Consider the following 22,861-nt stretch of genomic DNA (forward strand, 5'->3'; position numbering starts at 1 on the left):
CGCGCCTCTCAAATTCAGCCCGCCCTCCGAACGGCTAGTGGGCCGCAAAATAGCTCGACAGGTCGCTGCGCAACACCGTTCGACGACGTCGTGGTCGCAAGAATGCGCGACCGCCCTGGGGTGATGCCAACTACGCATTGGGAGGTTCGAAGAGGTCAACACACCCTATGTCCGCCAACTCTAATGAATTCCCATCAGGGAATACAACAATCGGGGGGACACATGAAATATTCACACAACTCAAAGAGCAGCGCATTCGCCCTCATGGGTGGAACTGCAGTTGTTCTGACGCTACTTTCCTCGCCGGCGGCCGCCGACGATCAGGCTGAACCTGGCCAGATCGAGGAAGTGGTCGTGACGGCGTCGCGCCGTTCCGAACGGCTCATGGACGTGCCCATGGCGGTGACGGCCGTGACCGCTCAGCAGCTCAAGGACGCCGGCGCCGTCACGACGAGGGACCTCAGCCAACTCGCGCCGGGCCTCAACACCGTGACCAACGGCAAGCTCATCCAGCCGGCGATCCGCGGCGTGTCCTCCACCAGCGGCGGCGCTGGGGAGGAGCAGAACGTCGCCATGTACCTCGACGGCGTCTACATGGCCTCGGCGACCGGCAACGTCTTCACCCTGAAGAACATCGAACGGGTCGAAGTGCTGAAGGGCCCGCAAGGCACGCTCTTCGGGCGCAACGCGACCGGCGGCGCCATCCGCATCTTCACCCGCGACCCGGGCCCCGAACGCGAGCTCAACGCCTCGGCATCCTACGGCGCCAAGCTGAAGAGCCAGGACTTCTCGCTCTACGCGGCCACGCCGATCACCGACAGCCTGGCCGTGAGCTTCAGCGGCAACCTCTATGACGACAAGGGCTACATCACCAACATCGTCCCTGGCTGGGACCAGGGCAAGCAGGGGCAGACCCACAGCTACGCCGCACGGGTCAAGTTCGCATGGAGGCCGCTCGACAACTTCAAGGCCGTGCTCATCGCCGACCAGGGAAGCTATCAAAGCGACGTCCCCTACTCCATCGCGCCGGTCGACAACATCAGTTCGACACGCAACACGCCCGGATATCTCGGTCCGACCGGACCCTACACCATCACCGACACCTTCAAGCCCACCACGAACAACCGCACGAGCGGGATTTCGCTGCAGCTTGACTATGACCTGCCGACCTATTCCCTCCAGAGCACCACCGCCTACCGGACGAATTCCAACCACTCGATGCTGGACGCCGACCGCGTGAACCTGCGCCAAGGCAAGACGGTTTCGGCCGACTCCAACATCTGGTTCACCCAAGAAGGCCTGTTCACGTCGAATTTCGAGGGACCGGCCAATTTCATCGCCGGCGTCTACTACTTCCGCGCCGACGCCGACGCGGAAAACACGAGCTATGTCAACGGCCCGATCACCACCCCGGGGGGCGGCTTGATCGGCAACGGAACCCTCAACAGCCAGGTGTTCGGCTACGTGAAGACGCAGGCCCTGTCGGGCTTCACCGACGGCAGCTACGCGGTCAGCGACCAACTGAAGCTCTTCGCCGGGATCCGATACACGAGCGAGACCAAGAAGCTCAGCAACACCCCGGTGTTGCCCGCGCGCCCGCAGCTTCATGACGAGACGACCTGGCGCAATGTCAGCTACCGGGTCACCGCCCAGTATCATTTCAACGATGCCACCAACGCCTACGCGACCTATTCCACCGGCTTCAAATCCGGGACCTACAACGCCACCAACGCCGCCCGGGTGGACAAGGCGGCGCCGGAGAAAATCAGCGCCTTCGAGGTAGGCGTCAAATCGCGGATCGGCGGTCTGCTCGACCTGACGGCCGCGGCCTTCCACTACAACTACGACAACATCCAGGTCACCCAGACCAACACCGTCAACGGCGTGCCCAACGCCATACTGCGGAACGCCGGCAAGGCGGTCATGGAGGGCGCCGAGCTGGAGATCGTGACGCGGCCGATCCAAGGCTTCCAGCTACGGGCCGGGGCGGCCTGGCTCCCCAAGGCGGAATACACCGAGTTCGCCAACGGCCTCGACTCCGTCCCCCGCGGCTATCCCGGCTCGCTCGATCCGTCGCTGTGCCCGGGGCCGAGCTGTGGACTGGGCAATGACCAGATTGTCCGGGACCTGTCCGGCACGCCCATCATCCGCGCCCCGGAGTTCACGACGAACATCGGGGCGTCCTATGAGCGCGACCTCGCCGGCGGCCGCCTGGAGCTCACCTCCAACTACTTCTACACCACCAAGTACTACCGGGTCCCTGGGGGCCACATCGCCGAGGACGCCTATTCCCTGCTGAACGCCACCGCCGCCTGGTGGGCGCCCGGCGACAAGGTCAGGTTCTCCCTGTGGGGGCGCAATCTTGGCGACCAGCTCTACTATGTGAACGTCAGCCCCAACGCTCAGGGCATCCAGGCCTCGCCGGCCGCGCCCCGCGAGATCGGCGTTTCCATCGAGTACAAGTTCTGACGCGGCCAGCGACCGCCCATCGCGGCCGCTGAAGCGACGACGGCTGATTGAGCGCGGCGGTCGCCCTTGCGGTGATCGTCGCGCGCCGTCGCCCCCGGACAACGCATCGGGCTCCCATGATCCGATCGGGAGCTGCCCCTTGCGCCATGCGTCAAATCCCTGAGGACATGCGAGATTCTCACTGGAAATACGGGGCTTGATAACGCGATCCATAGGGGGTGACGCACGCGTCGCCGGCGACGCCTCGGCGCCGGAGTTCGAGAGAAAACTCGGAGAAATTCAATGATTGAGCTGAGCGACAAGTGCGTCGTGATTACTGGAGCCGCCGCGGGGATTGGCCGAGCTTGCGCAATCGGCGCCGCTTCGCGGGGCGCAAGGGTGATCGTAAACGACATTGACGAGGCTGAGGCGGACAAAGTCGCATCGGAAATCCGCGCCAGCGGCGGTATTGCCGTCGCCCACGGCGCAGACATCAGCGATTGGCTCGCGGCCGAAGCTCTGATTGAGCGCTGCGCTGGAGAATTCGGCACGATTACCGGCCTGATCAACAACGCCGGCGTGTTCCGCATGGGTATGGTGGAAGAGCTAAATGCCCGTGACGTCACCACGATGTGGGAAGTCAACGTATTGGGCACCATAGCGTGCAGCCATCACGCGCTGCGCCACATGCTAGCGGGCGAAGGCGGATCAATCATCAACACTGTATCGGCCGCTCAAGCCGGCATTGCGGGAATGAGCGCATATGGCGCCACCAAGGGGGCCATTGCATCCTTCACCTATACGATGGCCGCCGAACTGGCGGGACGCTCCGTAAGAGTTAATGCGATTTCGCCGCGGGCGAACACCCAGATGCGGACCATATCCAGCTCCTTCCGAGCCGCACACGGCATCCGCGCCGCAAAAGACCGTCCGGAATCTCCGTTTCTGAATGTTCCGGTCTATGAATACCTGCTGTCTGACGCGTCCAAGGCCGTCAACGGGCAGATTGTCCGGATGAATGGGTTGGAACTCTCGCTCTGCAGCCACCCTCAGGTCATGTCCCCTGTTCTAACGCAGCCCGCCTGGACGGCCGAACTCGTGAACGAGGCGTTTCGCTCGGTCCTTCTCGCGGCGCAGGCTCCACTTGGCATGTAGGGTCCGCCCGCGAAGCACCCGCTCTCGGCTTTGCAAGCGGCCGGGCGCGGCTCGGGGGCTTAGGGCCCTGGCGGCGCAAAGCTGGCGCAGGTGATCGAACGATCGAAGCGACGTCGGCGCACGGCCCGGCTACACGGGCCTCATCGGGGCGATCGTTCGGCCCGAGCTGGGCGGTCCTTTCATAGCGCCGCTATCCCATGGGTACGCCGCCAGCGCGACAAGCGTCGCTCAGGTCTCGAGACTGAGCCTCCAAATGGCGGGCGGCGCTTCGCGCGCGTCACCAGCCAGCGAGGTCGGCGGCGCGGTTGAAGAGGCGGTCCGGACGACCGCCCCAGGCGAAATCAAACATCGCCCGCTTCAGCCAGATCTGGGAGTCGTAGTCCCAGGTGAAGCCGATGCCGCCATGGAGTTCGGTGCCCAGTCTGGCGCTGGCGATGAACATTTCAGCCGCATGGGCTTTCGCCAGGGCGGCCGCATGGCTCGACCGCTCCACCCACTTGTCGAATGTGTAGGCGGAGAACCAGTAGAGGCCCCGCGTCGGCTCGGTCTCGAGTTCCATGTTGGCGAGTTGATGCTTCACCGCCTGCCGTTGCGCCAGAACGGCGCCGAAGGTTTCACGAACCAGACTGTAGTCGCGAGCCATCTCCAGGATACGCTTCGCCCCCCCAAAGGCGTCCGCCGCCAGGAGGACGAGCGAAGCATCGCGCAGACGCGTAGCGCCCTCCACCCCATTCGCAAGCAATGTCACCTCGGCTTGGGTGAACTCGACCGCCGAGAGCGGCCGGGTAAGGTCGAGCCCATCCATTGGCTCCACACTGACGCCGCCCCCTGTTTCAACGACGGCCAACTGCCCCCCCTCGAGACCGACGATGAACAGGTCCGCCAACTGCCCATGAGGAACATTGATCTTCCGGCCTGTGATATGCGCACCATCTGGCGCGAGCCGCCAATCGCACGGGTCCCAGGCGTCATTGCGCTCGGAGAGCGCCACCGTCGCAAGCGTCTCTCCCGATGCGAGCCCCGGCAGCCAGCGGGCTTTTTGGGCCTCGTCCCCGCCAGCGATGACCGCGACAGTGGCCAAGGCATGCCCAAGAAAAGGGACCGCAGCGCCGGCATAGCCTAGCATTTCGGCTGTAAGCGCGAGTTCGACCATCGTCAGCCCGGAGCCGTCGTAGGCCTCCGGCACGATCATTCCAGTCGAGCCGAACGCCTTGAGTTTCTCCCACAGCGGCTCGTCCCACGAGGCCTTGCCGTCGATCACCCCACGCAACTGCTGACGGCTTGATTCGTCGAGCACCAGGCGACGAACCGCGTCCTGCAGAGCCTTTTGGTCCTCCGTCAGTTTGAAGTTCATCCGTTCGCTCCGACGTCCTCACGCGCCGCGACCCCAATGTGGTCGCGCGGCAATCCAAGGACCCTTTCCCCGATGATGTTGCGTTGAATGTTCGAAGATCCGCCGGCTATGGCGACCTTCAGCGTGTGGAACGAATGCTCGATCCACTTGATGTTCCCTTCCCGTCCGTCCTTTCCCTTGCCGGGGGTCGCCAGCAGGTAGTCGTCGGCCAGGAGGTCCCGGGTCAGGCGATCGATGAACTGGATCGTATCGGTGAGATACAGTTTCTGGGTGAGTAGATAGTCGCCGGAATGCTCTCCGGCCGCTTCCATGGACAGGTCCCTGTAGGCGGAGTAGCGCATGGCGTAGAGCCGCGCCTGCACCCGGGCGATCTGTCGCCGAAGGTCTTGGTCCTCGATCGCGGGCCGACCGTCACGGATCGTTTCCCTCGCCGTCGCTACGAGCCGACGGAGCACGGCCTCCATCCAATCTACGCTTCGGAAGCCGGATCGCTCATACCTGAGCGTCGTTCGGGACACCGCCCAGCCGTTCCCCCGACCGCCCACGGCGGCGTCGGCCGGCGCTTCGGCGTTGGTGAAGAACACCTCGCAGAACTCAGCCTCTCCGGTGATCTGCTTGATTCGCCGGATTTCCACACCTGGTTGATTGAGATCTATCAGCATGTACGAGATCCCCTGGTGCCGGGGAGCCTGCTCAGTCCGTATGAGCGCGTTCATGTACTGAGCCTTGTAGGCGTTCGAACTCCATATTTTCTGGCCATTAATGACCCATCGGTCGCCTATGAGTTCGGCGCGGGTCGTGAGCGCGGCAAGGTCGCTGCCAGCATTCGGTTCGCTATAACCTTGAGTCCAGGAGATCTCGCCGCTCATCGTCCGAGGGATGAAGAAGTCCTTTTGCGCCTCAGTGCCCCATTCCAGCAGAACAGGGATGATCCGCTGCACGCCACTGGTCGCGGGATCCGTCGGCGCGCGGACGCGCCTGAACTCTTCCTTGATGATCTCGCCCTTGAGGAAATCCGGTGGCTGCTCGGAGCCGCCATATTTCCGCGGCACATGCCGGAAGAGGTATCCAGCCTCCGTGGCGCGTCGCTGGAACTCAGCGACGCGCTCTTTGGGCGATCCCACGTCCTCGGGCAGCGGCCAGTTCGCCGCCAGGAATTCGCGCAGCTGCCGCCGATACTCCTCGTAGACTTCTGAGTATGAGAGATCCATTGCCTTACAGTCTTCCGACGCAGATCAAGAATAGGAAAAAATGGCTTGCGCCACGATATATATTTGCAGGACGAGATGGCCTCGATATCTAGATTCGGGGCATATTTAAACCGCGCTCAGCGATGAGATTCCTCATGACCTCATTGCTTCCACCAGCAATGGTGGATCCATATGAATCCAGATAGTCGTACATAGCAGCCCGGCGAGGCCCGTTACTTAAGACAATCTGACTCTGATAGCCTTCCAGACCCAGGCGCAACGCGCCAAAACGCTGAAGAAGCTCTGATCGGGCGAGTTTGACGAGCGAAGGAGTCATCGCCCACTGGCCCGCGTGTCGCGGCTCCTTCAGGAGCCTGCGCACCTGTCGACGAAGGGCCTGGAGTTCGCCAAAGAGGCGCATGAAGTCCCGACGCAGCTCATCGTCGGCCAGCCAGGCGGCCCCGTTCGCGAGTTCATTAGCGTAGAACTCCCGCACGAAGGCGTGTTCTCGCTCGAGAAACTCGAACGCAAGCACCCCCCGCTCAGACGAGAGCGTCGCCTGCGCGACCGTCCACCCCTGGTTTTCCTCCCCTACGCGATCCTCGACGGGAATGCGCACGTCCGTCAGGAACATTTCCGCAAACATGGACGCGCCCGTCGATTTCCGGATCGGCCGGACCTCGACCCCCGGGGCCGCCATGTCGAGGACGAAGTAGCTCAATCCCCGCTGCTTCTTCGTCGCCCCGTCAAAGTCCGTCCGAGCAAGCAAGATCGCGTAGCTTGCGAACATCGAGTAGGAAGACCAGATCTTCTGGCCGTTGATCACGTAGTGATCACCGTCGCGCACGGCGCGCGTGCTCAGGTTCGCCAGGTCCGAGCCGGCCCCGGGCTCGGAAAAGCCCTGACACCAGATCGTGCCCTTCGCCACCGTCGGAAGATACTTCGTCTTCTGGCGCTCACTGCCGAACGGAATGAGCGTCCCGGGAATGTGATTTAAGCCGATCACGAAGGATTCGCTCCCGGGCGCGTTCGCCTGCGCGAACTCGTCGGCGATAATGATCTGGTGCTCCACGCCCAGGTCGGCGCCGCCGTACTCGCTCGGCCAATGGGGCGTCGCCAGCCCGACCTTGTTGCGCTCCGCCATCCACCACTTCTGGATTTCGACGAGGTCTTCGACCTTAGCGTTGCGCCAGAGATGCGCCTTCTCGGGCGGCGCCGTTTCGCGCACCCATTCACGCACGGCGGCGCGGAACGCCGCGAGGTTGTCCTTGTGTTCGATAATCAAGCGCCGAGCTCCGTCGTCACGCGGCCCGACCGGGTCGCGATGGCAAGGGCCTCTGCGGCGAAGTCGCGCATGGCCCGATTGTCCCCCACCAGCGCTTCGTTCAGTCGCGCCCGCTTAGCGAAGATGTGCGGATCGAATTCCCAGGTATGCCCCACGCCGCCGTGCAGCTGGATGCAATCGCCGGAGACGAACGAGAAGCATTCGGTCGCGCCAGCCTTCGCCAAGGCCGCCCACATGCTGGCGTCCGGCGAGGCGTCGGCGGCGCACTCCGTCGCCTGCTCAAGCAAATGTTCCTGTGTGGCGATGCTCGCGACCAGATTTGCGGCGCGATGCTTGATCGCTTGGAAGGAGGCGATAGGGCGATCGAACTGAATCCGGGTCTTCAGGTAGTCGACCGTCTGATGCGCGATATTGGACGCGCCGCCGAGACTGTCGGCGGCCAAGGCGCGGGCCGCATGCCCCCAGAGCCGGCGACCGACGGTGCCGTCCGGGTCAGGCAGCGTCAGGATGCTGTCGACACCCGCGCAGTCGATATGGATGAGCTGGCGGGTGCGATCCCACGTCTCGAGGACCTCCAGGTTCGCGTCGCCCGGGCGAATGAGCGCCCATCCCGCCACCAGCCCGCCCGACCCGACCGGCACGACCGCAAGGCCAGCATCAGCCCCGCCCAGCAGGTCGGCCTGCCCCGTCACCTTGCCGTTATTGAGGTCGAGAGGGCAGGCGCCCAGCACCGCCACCGGCATCGCCGCGGTGAGTTCGCCTTGGGCGATCGATGTGATGTGCTCTCCGCAGGCCGCCCCGGCCGGAAGCTCGGCCAGCCACTGCGCGACACTGAGCGTTGCGATATAAGGGCCAGGCGCCGCGCGCCGGCCAAGCTCCGCATGCAGGACGGATAGTCCGGGCGCTCCCAGCCCAAGCCCGCCATGCATCTCAGGGAGGGCGGCTGCGAGCCAGCCAAGCCCGGCGGCTTGCCGCCAAAGCGCCCGATCCAACTCGGACTGGCCGTCTATAAACGCATGGATCGCGCGACTATCGCACTCGGTGGTCAATACCCGAGCGACGCTGTCGCGAAGCTCCTCGAGCACTTCAGGATCAAGCGGCGGCTGAGCCGCAAGCGCTGACGCAGGGTTTGTCGCTACGTTCATTTAGTCCTTCGCGGTATGGCGCGCCGGGGTCGTTGGGCCACGCGGCGAAGGGGATTGGGGGGCGTTTCAGGTCTCCCGGCTAGGGGGGAATAACGCATGGCGCTATGTGCCGGCGCGGAGCGACGATCAGGGGCGTGGCCGGCTTGGAGCGCTCGCTGGCGCCCGACATTGCAGAATGTGAGTTCGGAGGTTCGCTGAACAGGCCGGCACCACACCCGACGACCCTTCGCGCAGCCGCCGGGCTAAGCCCGCACCGCTCCTGCTGAGGCCCGGCGAGGAGACGGCGCAATGCAGCTCGCCAACGACAAGATCGGGAGAATGCGCGACCGCCCTGGGCCGATGTCAACTACGCATTGGGAGCGAGACGCCGCCCATGCAAGGTCTTTAGACTACGCCCAAGCGTATCAAAAATGAATTCCCGTCAGGGAATATAACAATCGGGGGAGTTGATGAAGTATTCACACCACTCAAAGAGCAGCGCATTCGCCCTCATGGGTGGGACTGCAGTTGTTCTGACGCTGCTTTCCTCGCCGGCGGCCGCCGACGATCAGGCTGAACCTGGCCAGATCGAGGAAGTGGTCGTGACGGCGTCGCGCCGTTCCGAACGGCTCATGGACGTGCCCATGGCGGTGACGGCCGTGACCGCTCAGCAGCTCAAGGACGCCGGCGCCGTCACGACGAGGGACCTCAGCCAACTCGCGCCGGGCCTCAACACCGTGACCAACGGCAAGCTCATCCAGCCGGCGATCCGCGGCGTGTCCTCCACCAGCGGCGGCGCTGGGGAGGAGCAGAACGTCGCCATGTACCTCGACGGCGTCTACATGGCCTCGGCGACCGGCAACGTCTTCACCCTGAAGAACATCGAACGGGTCGAAGTGCTGAAGGGCCCGCAAGGCACGCTCTTCGGGCGCAACGCGACCGGCGGCGCCATCCGCATCTTCACCCGCGACCCGGGCCCCGAACGCGAGCTCAACGCCTCGGCATCCTACGGCGCCAAGCTGAAGAGCCAGGACTTCTCGCTCTACGCGGCCACGCCGATCACCGACAGCCTGGCCGTGAGCTTCAGCGGCAACCTCTATGACGACAAGGGCTACATCACCAACATCGTCCCTGGCTGGGACCAGGGCAAGCAGGGGCAGACCCACAGCTACGCCGCACGGGTCAAGTTCGCATGGAGGCCGCTCGACAACTTCAAGGCCGTGCTCATCGCCGACCAGGGAAGCTATCAAAGCGACGTCCCCTACTCCATCGCGCCGGTCGACAACATCAGTTCGACACGCAACACGCCCGGATATCTCGGTCCGACCGGACCCTACACCATCACCGACACCTTCAAGCCCACCACGAACAACCGCACGAGCGGGATTTCGCTGCAGCTTGACTATGACCTGCCGACCTATTCCCTCCAGAGCACCACCGCCTACCGGACGAATTCCAACCACTCGATGCTGGACGCCGACCGCGTGAACCTGCGCCAAGGCAAGACGGTTTCGGCCGACTCCAACATCTGGTTCACCCAAGAAGGCCTGTTCACGTCGAATTTCGAGGGACCGGCCAATTTCATCGCCGGCGTCTACTACTTCCGCGCCGACGCCGACGCGGAAAACACGAGCTATGTCAACGGCCCGATCACCACCCCGGGGGGCGGCTTGATCGGCAACGGAACCCTCAACAGCCAGGTGTTCGGCTACGTGAAGACGCAGGCCCTGTCGGGCTTCACCGACGGCAGCTACGCGGTCAGCGACCAACTGAAGCTCTTCGCCGGGATCCGATACACGAGCGAGACCAAGAAGCTCAGCAACACCCCGGTGTTGCCCGCGCGCCCGCAGCTTCATGACGAGACGACCTGGCGCAATGTCAGCTACCGGGTCACCGCCCAGTATCATTTCAACGATGCCACCAACGCCTACGCGACCTATTCCACCGGCTTCAAATCCGGGACCTACAACGCCACCAACGCCGCCCGGGTGGACAAGGCGGCGCCGGAGAAAATCAGCGCCTTCGAGGTAGGCGTCAAATCGCGGATCGGCGGTCTGCTCGACCTGACGGCCGCGGCCTTCCACTACAACTACGACAACATCCAGGTCACCCAGACCAACACCGTCAACGGCGTGCCCAACGCCATACTGCGGAACGCCGGCAAGGCGGTCATGGAGGGCGCCGAGCTGGAGATCGTGACGCGGCCGATCCAAGGCTTCCAGCTACGGGCCGGGGCGGCCTGGCTCCCCAAGGCGGAATACACCGAGTTCGCCAACGGCCTCGACTCCGTCCCCCGCGGCTATCCCGGCTCGCTCGATCCGTCGCTGTGCCCGGGGCCGAGCTGTGGACTGGGCAATGACCAGATTGTCCGGGACCTGTCCGGCACGCCCATCATCCGCGCCCCGGAGTTCACGACGAACATCGGGGCGTCCTATGAGCGCGACCTCGCCGGCGGCCGCCTGGAGCTCACCTCCAACTACTTCTACACCACCAAGTACTACCGGGTCCCTGGGGGCCACATCGCCGAGGACGCCTATTCCCTGCTGAACGCCACCGCCGCCTGGTGGGCGCCCGGCGACAAGGTCAGGTTCTCCCTGTGGGGGCGCAATCTTGGCGACCAGCTCTACTATGTGAACGTCAGCCCCAACGCTCAGGGCATCCAGGCCTCGCCGGCCGCGCCCCGCGAGATCGGCGTTTCCATCGAGTACAAGTTCTGACGCGGCCAGCGGCCGCCCATCGCGGCCGCTGAAGCGACGACGGCTGATTGAGCGCGGCGGTCGCCCCTTGCGGTGATCGTCGCGCGTCACCGGACCGGGCGCTCGGCCAGGCCAGGGGAGTAACGCATGGGATCATGCGCCCCACCTCGGAGGAAGCTCGAGGAGCCCTGTGTAACATCCATCGCCTGTCGACGGCGTCTTGGGACTGCATCTAGGCCATGACCACCATCATCTTGAATGGCGCGAGGACGGAGGTTCATTCATCTCCCGACACCCCGCTGCTTTACGTCCTACGCAACGAACTTGGCTTGACCGGACCACAGTTCGGCTGCGGCCTAGCTCAATGCGGCGCCTGCTCCGTCCTGCTTGAGGGCGAGGAGATCCGGGCCTGCGTGACTCCGCTGGCCGCCGCCGCGGACACCGACATCACCACGCTCGAGGGCCTGCCGGCGCGCTGGCGACGACAGCAATCCCCCGCCGCACAGGACGCCGATCTGCACCCCGTCCAGCAGGCCTGGATCGAAGAGCAGACGCCCCTCTGCGGCTTCTGCCAGAGCGGCATGATGATCAAGGCCGTCGAACTCCTCGAGAAGACCCGCGATCCCACAACGGCCGAGATCAAGGCCGCGTTCACAACCTCGGGCCCCTCACCTCACCTTTGCCGCTGCGGCAGCTACACCGCCATAATTGAAGCCGTCCGGCGCGCAGGCGCCATTATGCGAAAGCCTCAAGGATGACATCGCACCGGGAAGAGGCTTACGCTGTCCTAACCCGCCGGGCGCTCCTGCATGGCGGCGGAGCCTTGGTGGTCGGCTTCTCGCTTGCTCGCTGCGGGCCTGCCCGGAGCAGCATGGGCGCCGAGCGCGGCGTTGACCCCAGCGTGCCGCAATCCTGGATCGAGATCCTACCGGACAACACGATCCACCTCAGGACCGGCAACAGCGATTTCGGACAAGGCACGGTCTACACCGCCTATCGGCAGATCGTGGCCGAAGAACTGAACACCACCGTGGAGGCGATCACCACGGTGATCACCGGTGACACCGACCGGACGCCGGATGGCGGAGGTTCCTACGGTTTTCTGAAGAGCGGTTCACCCAACCTCAAGAAGGCGGCCGCTTACACCTATCAGGCCATACTGGACCTGGCGGCCGAGCACTTTGGTGTTCCGCGCGACCGACTCACCGTCACGAACGGCGTCATACAGGCCGGCGCCCAGCAGATCAGCTACGGCGAACTAGTGAAGGGACGCGACCTGAAGCTGACGATTCAGGTGACCGAGCACTGGCCCAGCGGGCTTCAGATCGTTGGGAATCCGCCGACGAAGCCGGCCAGTGAATACAAGATCATTGGGCGCTCTACACCTAACAGCGCGGTCACGGAGAAGGTCACAGCCAAGGCGCAGTGGATCACCGACGTGCGTCTGCCGGGCATGCTACACGCGCGGATCGTCCGACCGCCGACATTAGGCTCGAGCCTCATCAAGGCCGCCGCCGTCGACAGGACGCTCTTCCCGGAAAGCCAGGTCGTCGTGAAGGGCAATCTGGTGGCCGTGGTTTCGCCCGACGAGTGGCAGACCATCCAGGCGGCCGAACAGGTTTCGGGGTCCACCACATGGACCGACTGGAAGGGTCTGCCAGGCGATGCGCACCTCTACGAAGCGCTTCGCAAACTGGACTGGAAATCGACACCCGTGATGATGGGAGAAGGCACGACCTCCGACCTCGTGGAGGGCCAAGGACGAAAGCTCAAGGCGAGCTACTTCATGCCGTACCTGAAACACGCGCCCATAGGCCCGACCGTCGCGGTGGCCGATGTTCAGCCGCACCTCGCCACCGTCTACGCCCACACCCAGAACGCCCAGATGTTGCGGCGGCAGATCGCCCAGATGCTTGAGATCCCGATCGAGCAGGTGGTCGTTCGCACGTTCACAGGGCCCGGACACTATGGGCGCTCCAACGGCGGCAATGCGGGTGCGGAGGATGAGGCCGCGATCCTGTCGCGGGAACTTCGACGGCCCGTGCGGGTGCAGTGGTCCCGAGCGGAGGACATGCAGTGGTCCACGCAGTCCTCGCCCGGATTCTCGGACATCGAGATCCATCTCGACGAGGTGGGCCGCATGACCTCCTACCAAGCCGACCACCACATGCCGGCCAGAAACGACAACCGCCTGATCGGCGCGGTTCTCGCGGGGCTGCCCACTCTTGCGCCGCCCAGCGAGACGCCTGCGGAAAACGGTCAGCTCACGAGCAATCCTTTATGGGACAGGTGGGTCTATGGGCGCACCACGGCGATCGCCGAGCGGTCTCACGGCGCTCGACAGATCGGTCAGGACACATCCCCCATCGGCGTGGGATTGCGAGATCACAGCTTGCGGACGCCGGGACAGTTTCACCAGAATTTTCCGCGCGAGCTGGCGATCAGCGAGGCCGCCGCCATGGCGGGCGCCGACGCCTTGCAATTCCGTATCGACCACACCACGAACCCGCGGATGGTCGATGTGCTGACCGCCGTCCGGGATGCGTCCGGATGGAAATCCCGCCCCTCCCCGGCGCCGCGCAAAGACGCCCAGGCCGCTAAGACGCGTCGAGGCCGAGGGGTGTCGGCGCTCTTTCGAAACGAGACGTACTGGGCCTGCGTGTGCGAAATCCTAGTCGACTGCGCGACCGGCGTGGTGGAGGTCACAAAATGCGTGGCGGCGGTCGATCCGGGTATCGTCATCAACCCTCATCAACTGAAACTACAGGTCGCAGGTGGCATGACCATGGGACTGAGCCACGCCCTCAAGGAGGCGGTGAGCTTCGACGAGCGCGCGGTGACGACGACGGACTGGATAGGTTACCCGATCCTGACCATGGCCGAGACGCCGGAGATCGAGGTGGTGCTCATCAACCGACCTGAAACTGGTGTCTATGGCGGCGGTTCCGAAGCCGCGAACGCCCTGGCCGCGCCGGCGGCGGCCGCCGCCGTTCACGACGCTATCGGCCATTTCCCGCGTCGCATCCCCCTCACGCCGGACCACATCTTGGCGTTGCTGGGCCGCGCGGCTACGGCCTAGCGATCTTAGGAGCCGTTGGCTGCGCCGCGACGCAGGGCCCCGTCCGAACAGGACCGTCTCACCGCTCGTCGAGGATCCGCCGAGCGCGCCGACGAACCGGTTCGTCCACCATCTGACCGTCCACGGTCGCCACCCCCTCGCCCGCCTCCAGCACGCGGCGGGCCCAATCCAGGTCCTTTTGGCTTGGCCTATAGGCGCCAAGCGTCGGGGCGACCTGCGATGGATGGATGCAGAGCTTGCCGCCGAACCCCAGGCTACGGCCATGGTCGGCGTCGTCCGCGACCGTGGCGGGATCGCCGACGGCGAGCGTGACGCCGTCGAGCGGCGGCGGCAAACCGCCCAAGCGCGAGGCCAGGACGATTTCCGATCGCGCGTGCAAAAGCGCCCATCGATCGTGCGCGCAGCCAAGGTCCGCCGCATAGTCGACCGAGCCAAAGGCCAGCAGCCCGGACTTGACCTGCGCGGCGAGCGTCCGCGCGTTAGCGACCCCCGCCGCGCTCTCTATCAGGATGATCAGCGGCGGACCCTCACGGAACGGCTCCAGGGCGTGGGTGTACTCGACCTTCGGGATCATGACGGCGGCCACGTCCAACTGCGCCACCGCCGCCAGGTCGTCCTTGTGCCAGGGCGTGCCCGCCGCATTCACACGGACGATGACAGGCACGTCTGCGAAGTCGACTGCGAGGGCGCCTCGAGCTCTCGCCTTTTCGCTCGGCGCCACGGCGTCTTCCAGGTCGAGGATCACCGCGTCGGCTCCGGACGCGGCGGCCTTGGCGAAGCGCTCGGGCCGATCGGCGGGCACGAAGAGGGGGGCCCGGAACCCTAGCCCCGGCGTCACCAGAACGCCTCGGCTTCCATGCCCAATCGACCGCCCTCAGGCGCCGTCCACAGACGCATGCTCTCGCCGTCGACGGCGCCGTTCAAGGTCGATGGGTGGTTGGCGAACATTGGCGACCTGCCGGCGAAGGTGAAGCGTTTGGGGTTGGCGCCTCGGATCCGGCTTGCGAACTGCAGGAGCAAGGTCGCCTGCAACGGACCATGAACAACAAGTCCCGCATAGCCCTCGACAGCGGTCGCATAGGGCAGATCGTAGTGGATGCGATGGCCGTTGAAGGTCAAGGCCGAGTAACGGAACAACAGGCGTGACGACGGGTCGAACCGCTCCACGTGATCACCGCCAGGCGCCGGCGTGAACGCCTGCGACGGCGCTTCGCCCGACGCGTCGCCCCGGTAGACGATGTTCTGGGTTTCCGTCACGACGACGACGCCCCCGACCTCGAAGACATGCTCGACGGCCACGAAGCACAGGACGCCGGACTTGCCCCTCTTCACCGACACGTCGGCGATGATCGAGGTCCGTGTCACGACGTCGCCGACCCGAAGGTCGTCGTGGAAATTGAGAACGCCGCCAGCCCACATTCGCCGGGGCAGCGGTACGGGCGGCAGGAACCCGCCCCGTTGAGGATGCCCGTCTTCGCCCAGGGTCGACGTCGGACTGGCCGGCTGCGCCAGGCAAAAATGGATAAGCTGCGGAGCCGCGGCCCCAGGTTCCAATCCAGATTCCAACTCAAAGGTCGCGGCGAACCTCCGCGTCAGCTCGGCGCTGACCGTGTCGACCATCACCTCCCGCCGGCCCACCCACTGGCGCAGATGCTGAATGTCGATTTCCATCGTTCAGAAGCTCTTCGGCTGGCCAAGAACATGGGTCGCCACATGGCTGAGGATCAGATTGGTGGAAATCGGGGCCACCTGGTAAAGCCTGGCCTCCCGGAACTTCCGCTCGATGTCGTATTCCTCGGCGAAGCCGAAGCCTCCATGGGTCTGCAGCGCCATGTCGGCTGCGAACCAAGACGCCTCCGAGGCGACAAGCTTCGCCATGTTGGCCTCGGTTCCGCAGGGCTTCCCCGCCTCGAACAGGTCCGCGGCGTGCTTCACCATTAGCGCCGCGGCCGTGACGTTCACGTGGGCTCTGGCGAGCGGGAACTGGACGCCCTGGTTCGCGCCGATCGGTCGCCCGAACACCTCGCGCTCCTTGGCGTAGGCGCTGGCCCGATCGATGAAGAACCGGCCATCGCCGATGCACTCCGCGGCGATGAGGATACGCTCGGCGTTCATCCCGTCGAGAATGTACTTGAACCCCTTGCCCTCTTCCCCCAGCAGGTTCTCAGCCGGCACCTCCAAATTGTCGAAGAACAGCTCGGTGGTGGCGTGGTTGAGCATGGTGCGGATGGGCCTGATGGTCAGGCCATTGCCGATCGCCTTGCGCATATCGACAAGGAGGACGCTCATGCCGTCGCTTGGTCGCGCGGCGTCCTGCCGCGCCGTCGTGCGGACCAGCAGCACCATGAGGTCCGAATGCTCAGCCCGACTGATCCAAATCTTCTGGCCGTTGACCACATAGGTCTCGCCGACACGTTTAGCGAAGGTCGAAATGCGTGTCGTATCCGTGCCGGCGGTGGGCTCGGTGACGCCAAAGGCCTGAAGCCGCAGCTCACCTGAGGCGATTTTCGGAAGGTACTCGGCCTTCTGCGCCGGGCTCCCGTGCTTCAGGACGGTGCCCATCGTGTACATCTGCGCGTGGCAAGCGCCCCCGTTCGCGCCAGCACGATGGATTTCCTCCAGCACCGCCGTCGCCGCCGTCAGCCCCAGCCCCGATCCACCGTATTCCTCAGGAATGAGGACCGACAGGAAGCCGTCCTGTGTCAGGGCCCGTACGAACTCAGTCGGATAGGCGCGTTCGCGATCGAGCTCGCGCCAATACTCCCCGGGGAAGCCGGCGCAAAGCTTGCGGACCGCCTCACGGATCTCAGGAAAACTCTGCTCACCAAATTCGATCATCGCGCCACCTCACGTGATCGGCATAGGCAATCGAGCCCATACGGTCCAAGATCATTTGGACCGCCCCAATATGCCGAATTGGTATGACCCTCACCCATCTCTCGAACTTCATCCGCATCGCCGAACTGCAAAGCCTCTCGAAAGCCGCGGCGGTTATCCGCATCGCCCAGCCGGCCCTCTCACGACAAATTCGCCAGCTTGAGGCCGAACTGCGCGCGCCACTGCTGATCCGTCATGCATGGGGCGTCAGCCTGACTCCCGCCGGAGAGGTGCTGCTCGATCACGCTAGGCGGATCGTCCGCGACATGGAGGGTCTCCGAGACGCCGTGCATGCGGTCGCGACGGAGCTACGCGGTCGAGTGGCCTTAGGCGTTCCCGTCTCCATCGCCGGCGCCCTGCTGCCCCCGTTGGCCACCGCGCTCAGCCAACGCCACCCTGGGCTTAGGCTGCACATGATCGACGGGTTCAGCGCCGGGCTGCACGCCCTCACGATATCCGGGGAACTTGATCTTGCGGTGCTCTACGATGATCGGGCCATGGGGCCCGTACTCACCGCGCCCCTGTTGACCGAAAACCTCGTCTTGGTCACCCACCCAGACGTCCGGGTGGAAGGATCAACGACCGCGGAGATGCTCGCCGGACGGACCCTGATATTGCCCGCGCGGCCCAACCGCCTTCGACTGATCGTCGATGAGGTTCTGGCCGAACTTGACCCTAGCAGCCTTCGGATCATCGAGTTCGACTCGCTGTCGGCGCTCACGGGCCTGGTCGTCCGCGGCACGGGCTGCACGGTGTTGCCGTACTCCGCCGTGGCCGAGCACGTGGCGCGTAAGGACCTCGCGGTCTGGCCTCTCTCCCGCCCTCAACTGTCGCGAACGCTATTGCTCGCACGCCCGCTGCAAAAGCAGCGTACGGCCGCCATCGCCGCCGTGGAGTCCGAACTTGGGCGCCTCGTCGGCGAACTGGCGGAGCCGATGAGGTGGCTTCCGATCGCCGCACGGGCCGACTAGGCATACTATTTCAGCATAGCTAGATGCTCCATTATGCCTTGGCCTGATGGAAACTAGCTCGTTATGAGCGTCCAAATGGTCGCCCAGAAGACGCTCCTACGGATCGCTCGCCGCACGGCCTTCGCCCCGCGTCCCGCTCAGGCGACGCGGTTGGACGGATGCGGAGCCCTGCACCGCTCCGACAACCTCGCTACAGGAGCAGTCGTGCATTCATGACCTACCAGACGATCATCTTTAGCCTGGAGGCAGGGGTCGCCCGGTTGACTCTCAACCGTCCGGACCGCCTGAACGCTTTCGACAGCAAGATGCACGAAGAAGTGGCGGACGCCCTTGGCGTGGTCGAGCGCGCGTCCGATGCGCGCGTGCTGCTGCTGGCGGGCGCCGGACGAGGCTTCTGCGCTGGCCAGGATCTAGGCGAGCGCAAGCGCGGGCCCGGCGATCCACCTCCCGACCTGGGTGAATCCATTGAGCTGCGCTACGCCCCCTTGATCCGTCGGCTGACCAATCTGGAGCTGCCCGTCGTTTGCGCCGTCAACGGCGTCGCCGCGGGCGCCGGCGCCAACATCGCCCTGGCCTGTGATCTCGTGATCGCCACCCAGTCGTCACGCTTCATCCAATCCTTCGTGAACATCGGCCTGGTGCCCGACGCCGGCGGAACGTGGCTGCTGCCCCGCCTGGTCGGAGGAGCACGGGCGCTCGGAATGGCGATGACCGGCGCACCGGTGTCGGCCGCCGACGCCGAAGCGCTGGGACTGATTTGGCGATGCGTCCCGGACGCTGAGTTCGCCGCGGAAGTGGAAGCCCTGGTCGCCAAGCTGGCGTCCGCGCCAACGCGCGCCCTGGCCGCATCCAAGCTGGCGATCCGCTCGGCGTGGGGCAACTCGCTGAGCGCCCAACTCGATCTCGAGCGGGATCTGCAGCGCTCGCTCGGACTCAGCGCCGACTACGCTGAAGGCGTGGCGGCGTTCGGCGAAAAGCGCCCAGCGAAATTTCGCGGCAATTGACTGTAGGGAGGCCCCGATGGGCGTACTTGAAGGAAAGACGGTCTTGGTCACCGGCGCCGCCGGAGGGATCGGCCGCGAATGCGCCCTGGCCGCCGCGCGCGAGGGCGCCAACGTCGTCGTCAACGACCTCGGCGCCTCGATGCGAGGCGACGACCCGGGATCAGCTTCGGCGGCGGAACTCACCGCTCAGGACATTCGAACAAGCGGTGGCAGGGCGGTCGCAAATTCCGACAGCGTGTCAAATTACGCCGCCGCGCAAGGCATGGTCGAACTTGCGCTCACCACTTTTGGCGGCCTGGACGCAGTCATCAATCCAGCCGGAATTCTGCGCGACGGCATGTTTCATAAGATGGCGCCCGCCGACTGGGACGCCGTGATCGATGTCCACCTGCGAGGCGCCTTCAACGTGTCGCGCGCCGCCGTCGAGCACTTCCGCAATCAAGGCGGCGGAAGCTTCGTGCACTTCACCTCGACCTCCGGCCTCATCGGCAACATCGGCCAGGCCAATTACGCAGCCGCCAAGATGGGCGTCGCGGGCCTCTCACGCCTCCTGGCCATGGAAGGAGCGGCGAAGGGCGTGCGCTCGAACGCCATCGCTCCGTTCGCGTGGACTCGCATGATCGCGTCCATTCCTGTGACGGATGAAGCCTCGGCCCGCCGGGTCGAGCGGATGCGCGCCGGCATGCGGGCGGACCAGGTCGCACAGCTCGCGGTCGCCTTGGCCTCCGACAAGACCTCGGACGTGAACGGGCAACTCTTCGTCGTTCGCGGCGACGAGGTGGTGCTCTTCAGCCAGCCCCGGCCGGTCGCCTCGGTATCCCGCGTCGGCGGGTGGACGCCCGATAGTCTGATCAGCAGCGGACTGCCGGCGCTGCGGCATCAGTTCCTCGATCTCTCCGCGTCGCCTGACGTCTTTTCCTACGATCCAATCTAGAGGGGCCTCGACATGCGCCGTGCCGCCATAGTCCAATCCGTCCGGACGCCCGTGGGCAAGTTCATGGGCTCGCTCAGCGCCGTTCCGGTGGAAGCGCTTTGCGCCGCCGTCGTGCGGGCGGTTGTCGAGCGCAGTGGCGTCGACCCTGCTCAGATCGAGGATGTCGTCTTCGCTCAGAGCTACGCCAATAGCGAAACGCCCTGCGTCGGCAGGTGGGCGGCCCTGGCCGCTGGCCTGCCGATCGAAGTCCCTGGAATGCAGCTCGATCGCCGATGCGGCGGGGGGCTGCAAGCGATCGCCACCGCCGCCATGATGGTGCAGACCGGCGCCGCGGACGTCGTCCTGGCGGGCGGCGTCGAGAGCATGAGTAATATCGAGTACTATACGACCTCGATGAGAGGCGGTGCGCGATCCGGAAACGTCCAGCTTTACGACCGCCTGGATCGGGGGCGCGAACGCTCGCAGCCGGTGGAGCGGTTCGGCGCGATTTCCGGAATGATCGAAACCGCGGAAAACCTTGCGAAGGCTTACGATGTCAGCCGGGAGGCTTGCGACCTCTACGCCGTGGAAAGCCATCGACGCGCGGCGGCTGCGTGGGACGCGGGGAAATTTGCTGACGAGATCGTAAGCGTCCTCGTCCCTCAGAGGCGGGGCGCCCCTGTCCCCGTCGAACGCGATGAAGGCGTCAGAACCGACTGCACTGTGGAATCGATGTCTACGCTCCGCTCGCTGACGAAAGATGGCGTAAGTACAGCCGGAAACGCCGCCCAACAGAACGACGCTGCGGCCGCCTGTCTGATCGTGGCCGAGGACCGCCTAGCTGACCTGGGCCTGATCCCCGACGCTTTCATGGTCGGATGGGCGGCGGCCGGTTGCCACCCGGCGACGATGGGAATCGGTCCGGTCCCGGCGGTTGAAAGGCTGTTTCGGAAGACCGGCGTCTCGTGGGCCGATGTCGGCCTTGTCGAACTGAACGAGGCTTTCGCCGCGCAGGTGCTGGCTGTCCTCAAGGGCTGGGATTGGGACGATCGCGAGCGTCTGAACGTCAACGGGTCCGGCATCTCGCTGGGCCACCCCATCGGGGCTACGGGCGTTCGAATGATGACCACCCTGCTTCACGAGATGAAGCGCCGCGAGGTCCGCTACGGTCTGGAGACCATGTGCATCGGCGGCGGGCAAGGAATGGCCGCGCTGTTCGAACGAGCGTGAGCCGGCCTCAAGGCGGCCTGCGCGAGTTGCTCGATGTGTTCCGACCGGGCCTTAGCATTTACATTCCCGGCGCCACGGCTGAGTTGCGACAGTTGCACAGCGGGTTGCAGGCCGAGCCGGACCGGTTGCGCGGCATCGAACTCACGAGTTGTCTCATTCCAGGGATGAACAGCTTCGACTACGCAGCGCTCGAGCCCACGGCGCGGCTCACGACGTTCCTCCTGCCCCCGCCCTTACGTCCGTCCTTTGAAGCCGGACGGGTGCGGGCTTTGCCGATGAGCTACTCACAGATAGCTCGGCATCTGGCCGCGCTGTCACCGGCCGTCGCCATCCTGCACGTAACGCCGCCGCAAGGTGGCTTCTGCAGCCTCGGGACCTGCGCCGATTTCGGCTCAATCGTCGCGTCTAACGCACGGCGGCTGATCGGCGTGGTCAACCCTGCGCTAGCCAGACCTCTCGAAACTTCTCGGCTGCCGGTGGAAGCATTCGACGCGTTGATCGAGCTGGAAGATGCGCCGACCTTTCCCGCCGAAGCCCCGCCCTCCCCTGACCTCCGGGTTCTGGCCAACCACGTCGCCAATCTCGTCCCCGACGGCGCTGCCGTGCAAACTGGCATCGGCGCGGCGCCATCCGCCGTCTGGCGCGCACTGATCGGTCACAAGGACCTCAAGCTACGGTCCGGGATGGTGACCGACGGATTTCTCGATGCGTTCGACGCCGGGGCCATGGCGGCGAACGGCCATGTCGCCGGCGTCGCGTTCGGAAGCGAGCGCCTCCACGAGCGTTTACACGCCTCCGACCTCGTCGCGTTCGCCGATGTTCGACGCACCCACGGCGCACAGGCGCTGGCCGGCGTGAAGCATCTGGTCGCGATCAACTCGGCGATCGAGGTGGATCTGTTCGGCCAGGCCAATCTCGAGTGGCAAGCTGGAAAGTTGATCAGCGGCGCTGGCGGGGCTCCCGACTTCGCCCGCGCCGGACGAGCCAGCTCGGGCGGACGCTCGATACTCGCCCTGCCGGCCACGGCGCGTCAGGGGACCGCATCTCGCATCTCGGCGCGCCTCAAGGTTCCCGCTTCGCTAGCGCGTACGGATATCGATACGGTGGTTACCGAATATGGCGTCGCCCACCTCACCTCACTCTCTATGGATGAGCGCGCGGAAGCGCTCATCGAGATCGCAGCGCCGAGCCACCGCGAAGCGCTGACCCAGGCATGGCAGGAGATGAAGACGTCCTTCTGATACGGTCGCCCTAAGGGGCGCGCCAGTGGCCAGGGCTAGATCCAGCGCTCTAATCCATGTGGCGCTTTGGCTTTCCCACGTTGTCACCCGAGCACGAACTTGCGTCGCGACCGTCGGTCGTAGGGCGCCGGGCCGCTTGACGTCGCCACCGCAGAACCAGCCGAACTGGAACTGTAAATGCGGGTGTAAATCGACTGTAAAATCGGGAAGCGGTCACAGCCCTTCGCCGACTAAGTCGTTGGAAGAAATGGCGCGCCCGGAACGATTCGAACGTCCGACCCTCAGATTCGTAGT

Annotated in this window: 17 protein-coding genes; 10 read left to right on the plus strand and 7 right to left on the minus strand. The window is 64.9% G+C overall.

All coding sequences use genetic code 11. The features are described from left to right. Nucleotides 1-384 precede the first annotated feature (384 nt). Together RTL41_RS10255 and RTL41_RS10260 are read left to right on the plus strand one after the other, a co-directional pair. Nucleotides 385-2,469, plus strand: coding sequence for a TonB-dependent receptor (locus RTL41_RS10255; RefSeq protein WP_312164033.1), 2,085 nt, complete (start codon nt 385-387; stop codon nt 2,467-2,469). Between the two features lie 282 nt (nt 2,470-2,751). Further along, the gene (locus tag RTL41_RS10260; protein ID WP_312164002.1) at nt 2,752-3,603 is read left to right on the plus strand and encodes an SDR family oxidoreductase; all 852 of its coding nucleotides are present in this window, start codon (nt 2,752-2,754) and stop codon (nt 3,601-3,603) included. Nucleotides 3,604-3,880: 277 nt separating this feature from the next. On the opposite strand, the gene RTL41_RS10265 is transcribed toward RTL41_RS10260, so the two are convergent. The 4 genes from RTL41_RS10265 to RTL41_RS10280 form a co-directional block, all read right to left on the minus strand. Beyond that, nucleotides 3,881-4,957 (minus strand): acyl-CoA dehydrogenase family protein, encoded by a 1,077-nt coding sequence (locus tag RTL41_RS10265; protein ID WP_312164004.1) that lies wholly within the window; start codon nt 4,955-4,957, stop codon nt 3,881-3,883. After that, complete coding sequence (locus RTL41_RS10270) at nt 4,954-6,168, minus strand: acyl-CoA dehydrogenase family protein (protein WP_312164006.1); 1,215 nt, start codon at nt 6,166-6,168, stop codon at nt 4,954-4,956. Before RTL41_RS10270 ends, RTL41_RS10265 begins: the two co-directional genes overlap by 4 nt. An 88-nt stretch (nt 6,169-6,256) precedes the next feature. Beyond that, nucleotides 6,257-7,432 carry an acyl-CoA dehydrogenase family protein gene (locus tag RTL41_RS10275; RefSeq protein WP_312164008.1) on the minus strand — a complete coding sequence of 392 codons (1,176 nt, stop codon included), beginning with the start codon at nt 7,430-7,432 and terminating at the stop codon, nt 6,257-6,259. Then, nucleotides 7,429-8,577, minus strand: a complete 1,149-nt coding sequence (locus tag RTL41_RS10280; RefSeq protein ID WP_312164010.1) for an acyl-CoA dehydrogenase family protein — start codon at nt 8,575-8,577, stop codon at nt 7,429-7,431. The genes RTL41_RS10275 and RTL41_RS10280 overlap by 4 nt, the downstream gene beginning before the upstream one ends. Nucleotides 8,578-9,188: 611 nt before the next feature. Here RTL41_RS10280 and RTL41_RS10285 point away from each other — a divergent pair. From RTL41_RS10285 to RTL41_RS10295, 3 genes are all read left to right on the plus strand, one after another. Next, entirely contained in the window at nt 9,189-11,273 is a 2,085-nt protein-coding gene (locus RTL41_RS10285; protein ID WP_312164033.1) for a TonB-dependent receptor, read from the plus strand. 218 nt (nt 11,274-11,491) lie between these two features. Next, nucleotides 11,492-12,010, plus strand: coding sequence for a 2Fe-2S iron-sulfur cluster-binding protein (locus RTL41_RS10290; protein ID WP_312164012.1), 519 nt, complete (start codon nt 11,492-11,494; stop codon nt 12,008-12,010). A 113-nt stretch (nt 12,011-12,123) separates the two neighbouring features. After that, on the plus strand, nt 12,124-14,331 hold the full coding sequence (locus tag RTL41_RS10295; protein WP_312164014.1) for a molybdopterin cofactor-binding domain-containing protein: 2,208 nt from the start codon (nt 12,124-12,126) through the stop codon (nt 14,329-14,331). A 58-nt stretch (nt 14,332-14,389) separates the two neighbouring features. Here the strand turns inward: RTL41_RS10295 and RTL41_RS10300 are convergent, their stop codons facing one another. The 3 genes from RTL41_RS10300 to RTL41_RS10310 are packed head-to-tail and all read right to left on the minus strand — an operon-like array spanning nt 14,390 to nt 17,169. Further along, the gene (locus tag RTL41_RS10300) at nt 14,390-15,169 is read right to left on the minus strand and encodes a CoA ester lyase (RefSeq protein ID WP_312164017.1); all 780 of its coding nucleotides are present in this window, start codon (nt 15,167-15,169) and stop codon (nt 14,390-14,392) included. Then, nucleotides 15,166-16,002, minus strand: coding sequence for a MaoC family dehydratase N-terminal domain-containing protein (locus RTL41_RS10305; RefSeq protein ID WP_312164020.1), 837 nt, complete (start codon nt 16,000-16,002; stop codon nt 15,166-15,168). Before RTL41_RS10305 ends, RTL41_RS10300 begins: the two co-directional genes overlap by 4 nt. Before the next feature lie 3 nt (nt 16,003-16,005). Continuing rightward, on the minus strand, nt 16,006-17,169 hold the full coding sequence (locus RTL41_RS10310) for an acyl-CoA dehydrogenase family protein (protein ID WP_312164022.1): 1,164 nt from the start codon (nt 17,167-17,169) through the stop codon (nt 16,006-16,008). A gap of 83 nt (nt 17,170-17,252) precedes the next feature. Between RTL41_RS10310 and RTL41_RS10315 the strand changes: the two genes are divergently transcribed. The 5 genes from RTL41_RS10315 to RTL41_RS10335 all read left to right on the plus strand — a co-directional run bounded on the left by RTL41_RS10315 (nt 17,253) and on the right by RTL41_RS10335 (nt 22,567). Beyond that, on the plus strand, nt 17,253-18,179 hold the full coding sequence (locus RTL41_RS10315; RefSeq protein WP_312164024.1) for a LysR substrate-binding domain-containing protein: 927 nt from the start codon (nt 17,253-17,255) through the stop codon (nt 18,177-18,179). A gap of 212 nt (nt 18,180-18,391) precedes the next feature. Continuing rightward, a complete protein-coding gene (gene paaG, locus RTL41_RS10320) occupies nt 18,392-19,183 on the plus strand; it encodes a 2-(1,2-epoxy-1,2-dihydrophenyl)acetyl-CoA isomerase PaaG (RefSeq protein WP_312164026.1) in 792 nt (263 codons plus the stop codon). A gap of 16 nt (nt 19,184-19,199) precedes the next feature. Further along, complete coding sequence (locus tag RTL41_RS10325; protein WP_312164028.1) at nt 19,200-20,117, plus strand: SDR family NAD(P)-dependent oxidoreductase; 918 nt, start codon at nt 19,200-19,202, stop codon at nt 20,115-20,117. Nucleotides 20,118-20,129: 12 nt separating this feature from the next. After that, nucleotides 20,130-21,326 carry an acetyl-CoA C-acetyltransferase gene (locus RTL41_RS10330; protein WP_312164031.1) on the plus strand — a complete coding sequence of 399 codons (1,197 nt, stop codon included), beginning with the start codon at nt 20,130-20,132 and terminating at the stop codon, nt 21,324-21,326. Nucleotides 21,327-21,361: 35 nt separating this feature from the next. Continuing rightward, nucleotides 21,362-22,567, plus strand: a complete 1,206-nt coding sequence (locus RTL41_RS10335) for an acetyl-CoA hydrolase/transferase C-terminal domain-containing protein (RefSeq protein WP_312164035.1) — start codon at nt 21,362-21,364, stop codon at nt 22,565-22,567. The last annotated feature ends 294 nt before the right edge of the window (nt 22,568-22,861 follow it).

Source organism: Phenylobacterium sp. (assembly GCF_031984885.1).
Lineage (GTDB): Bacteria > Pseudomonadota > Alphaproteobacteria > Caulobacterales > Caulobacteraceae > Phenylobacterium.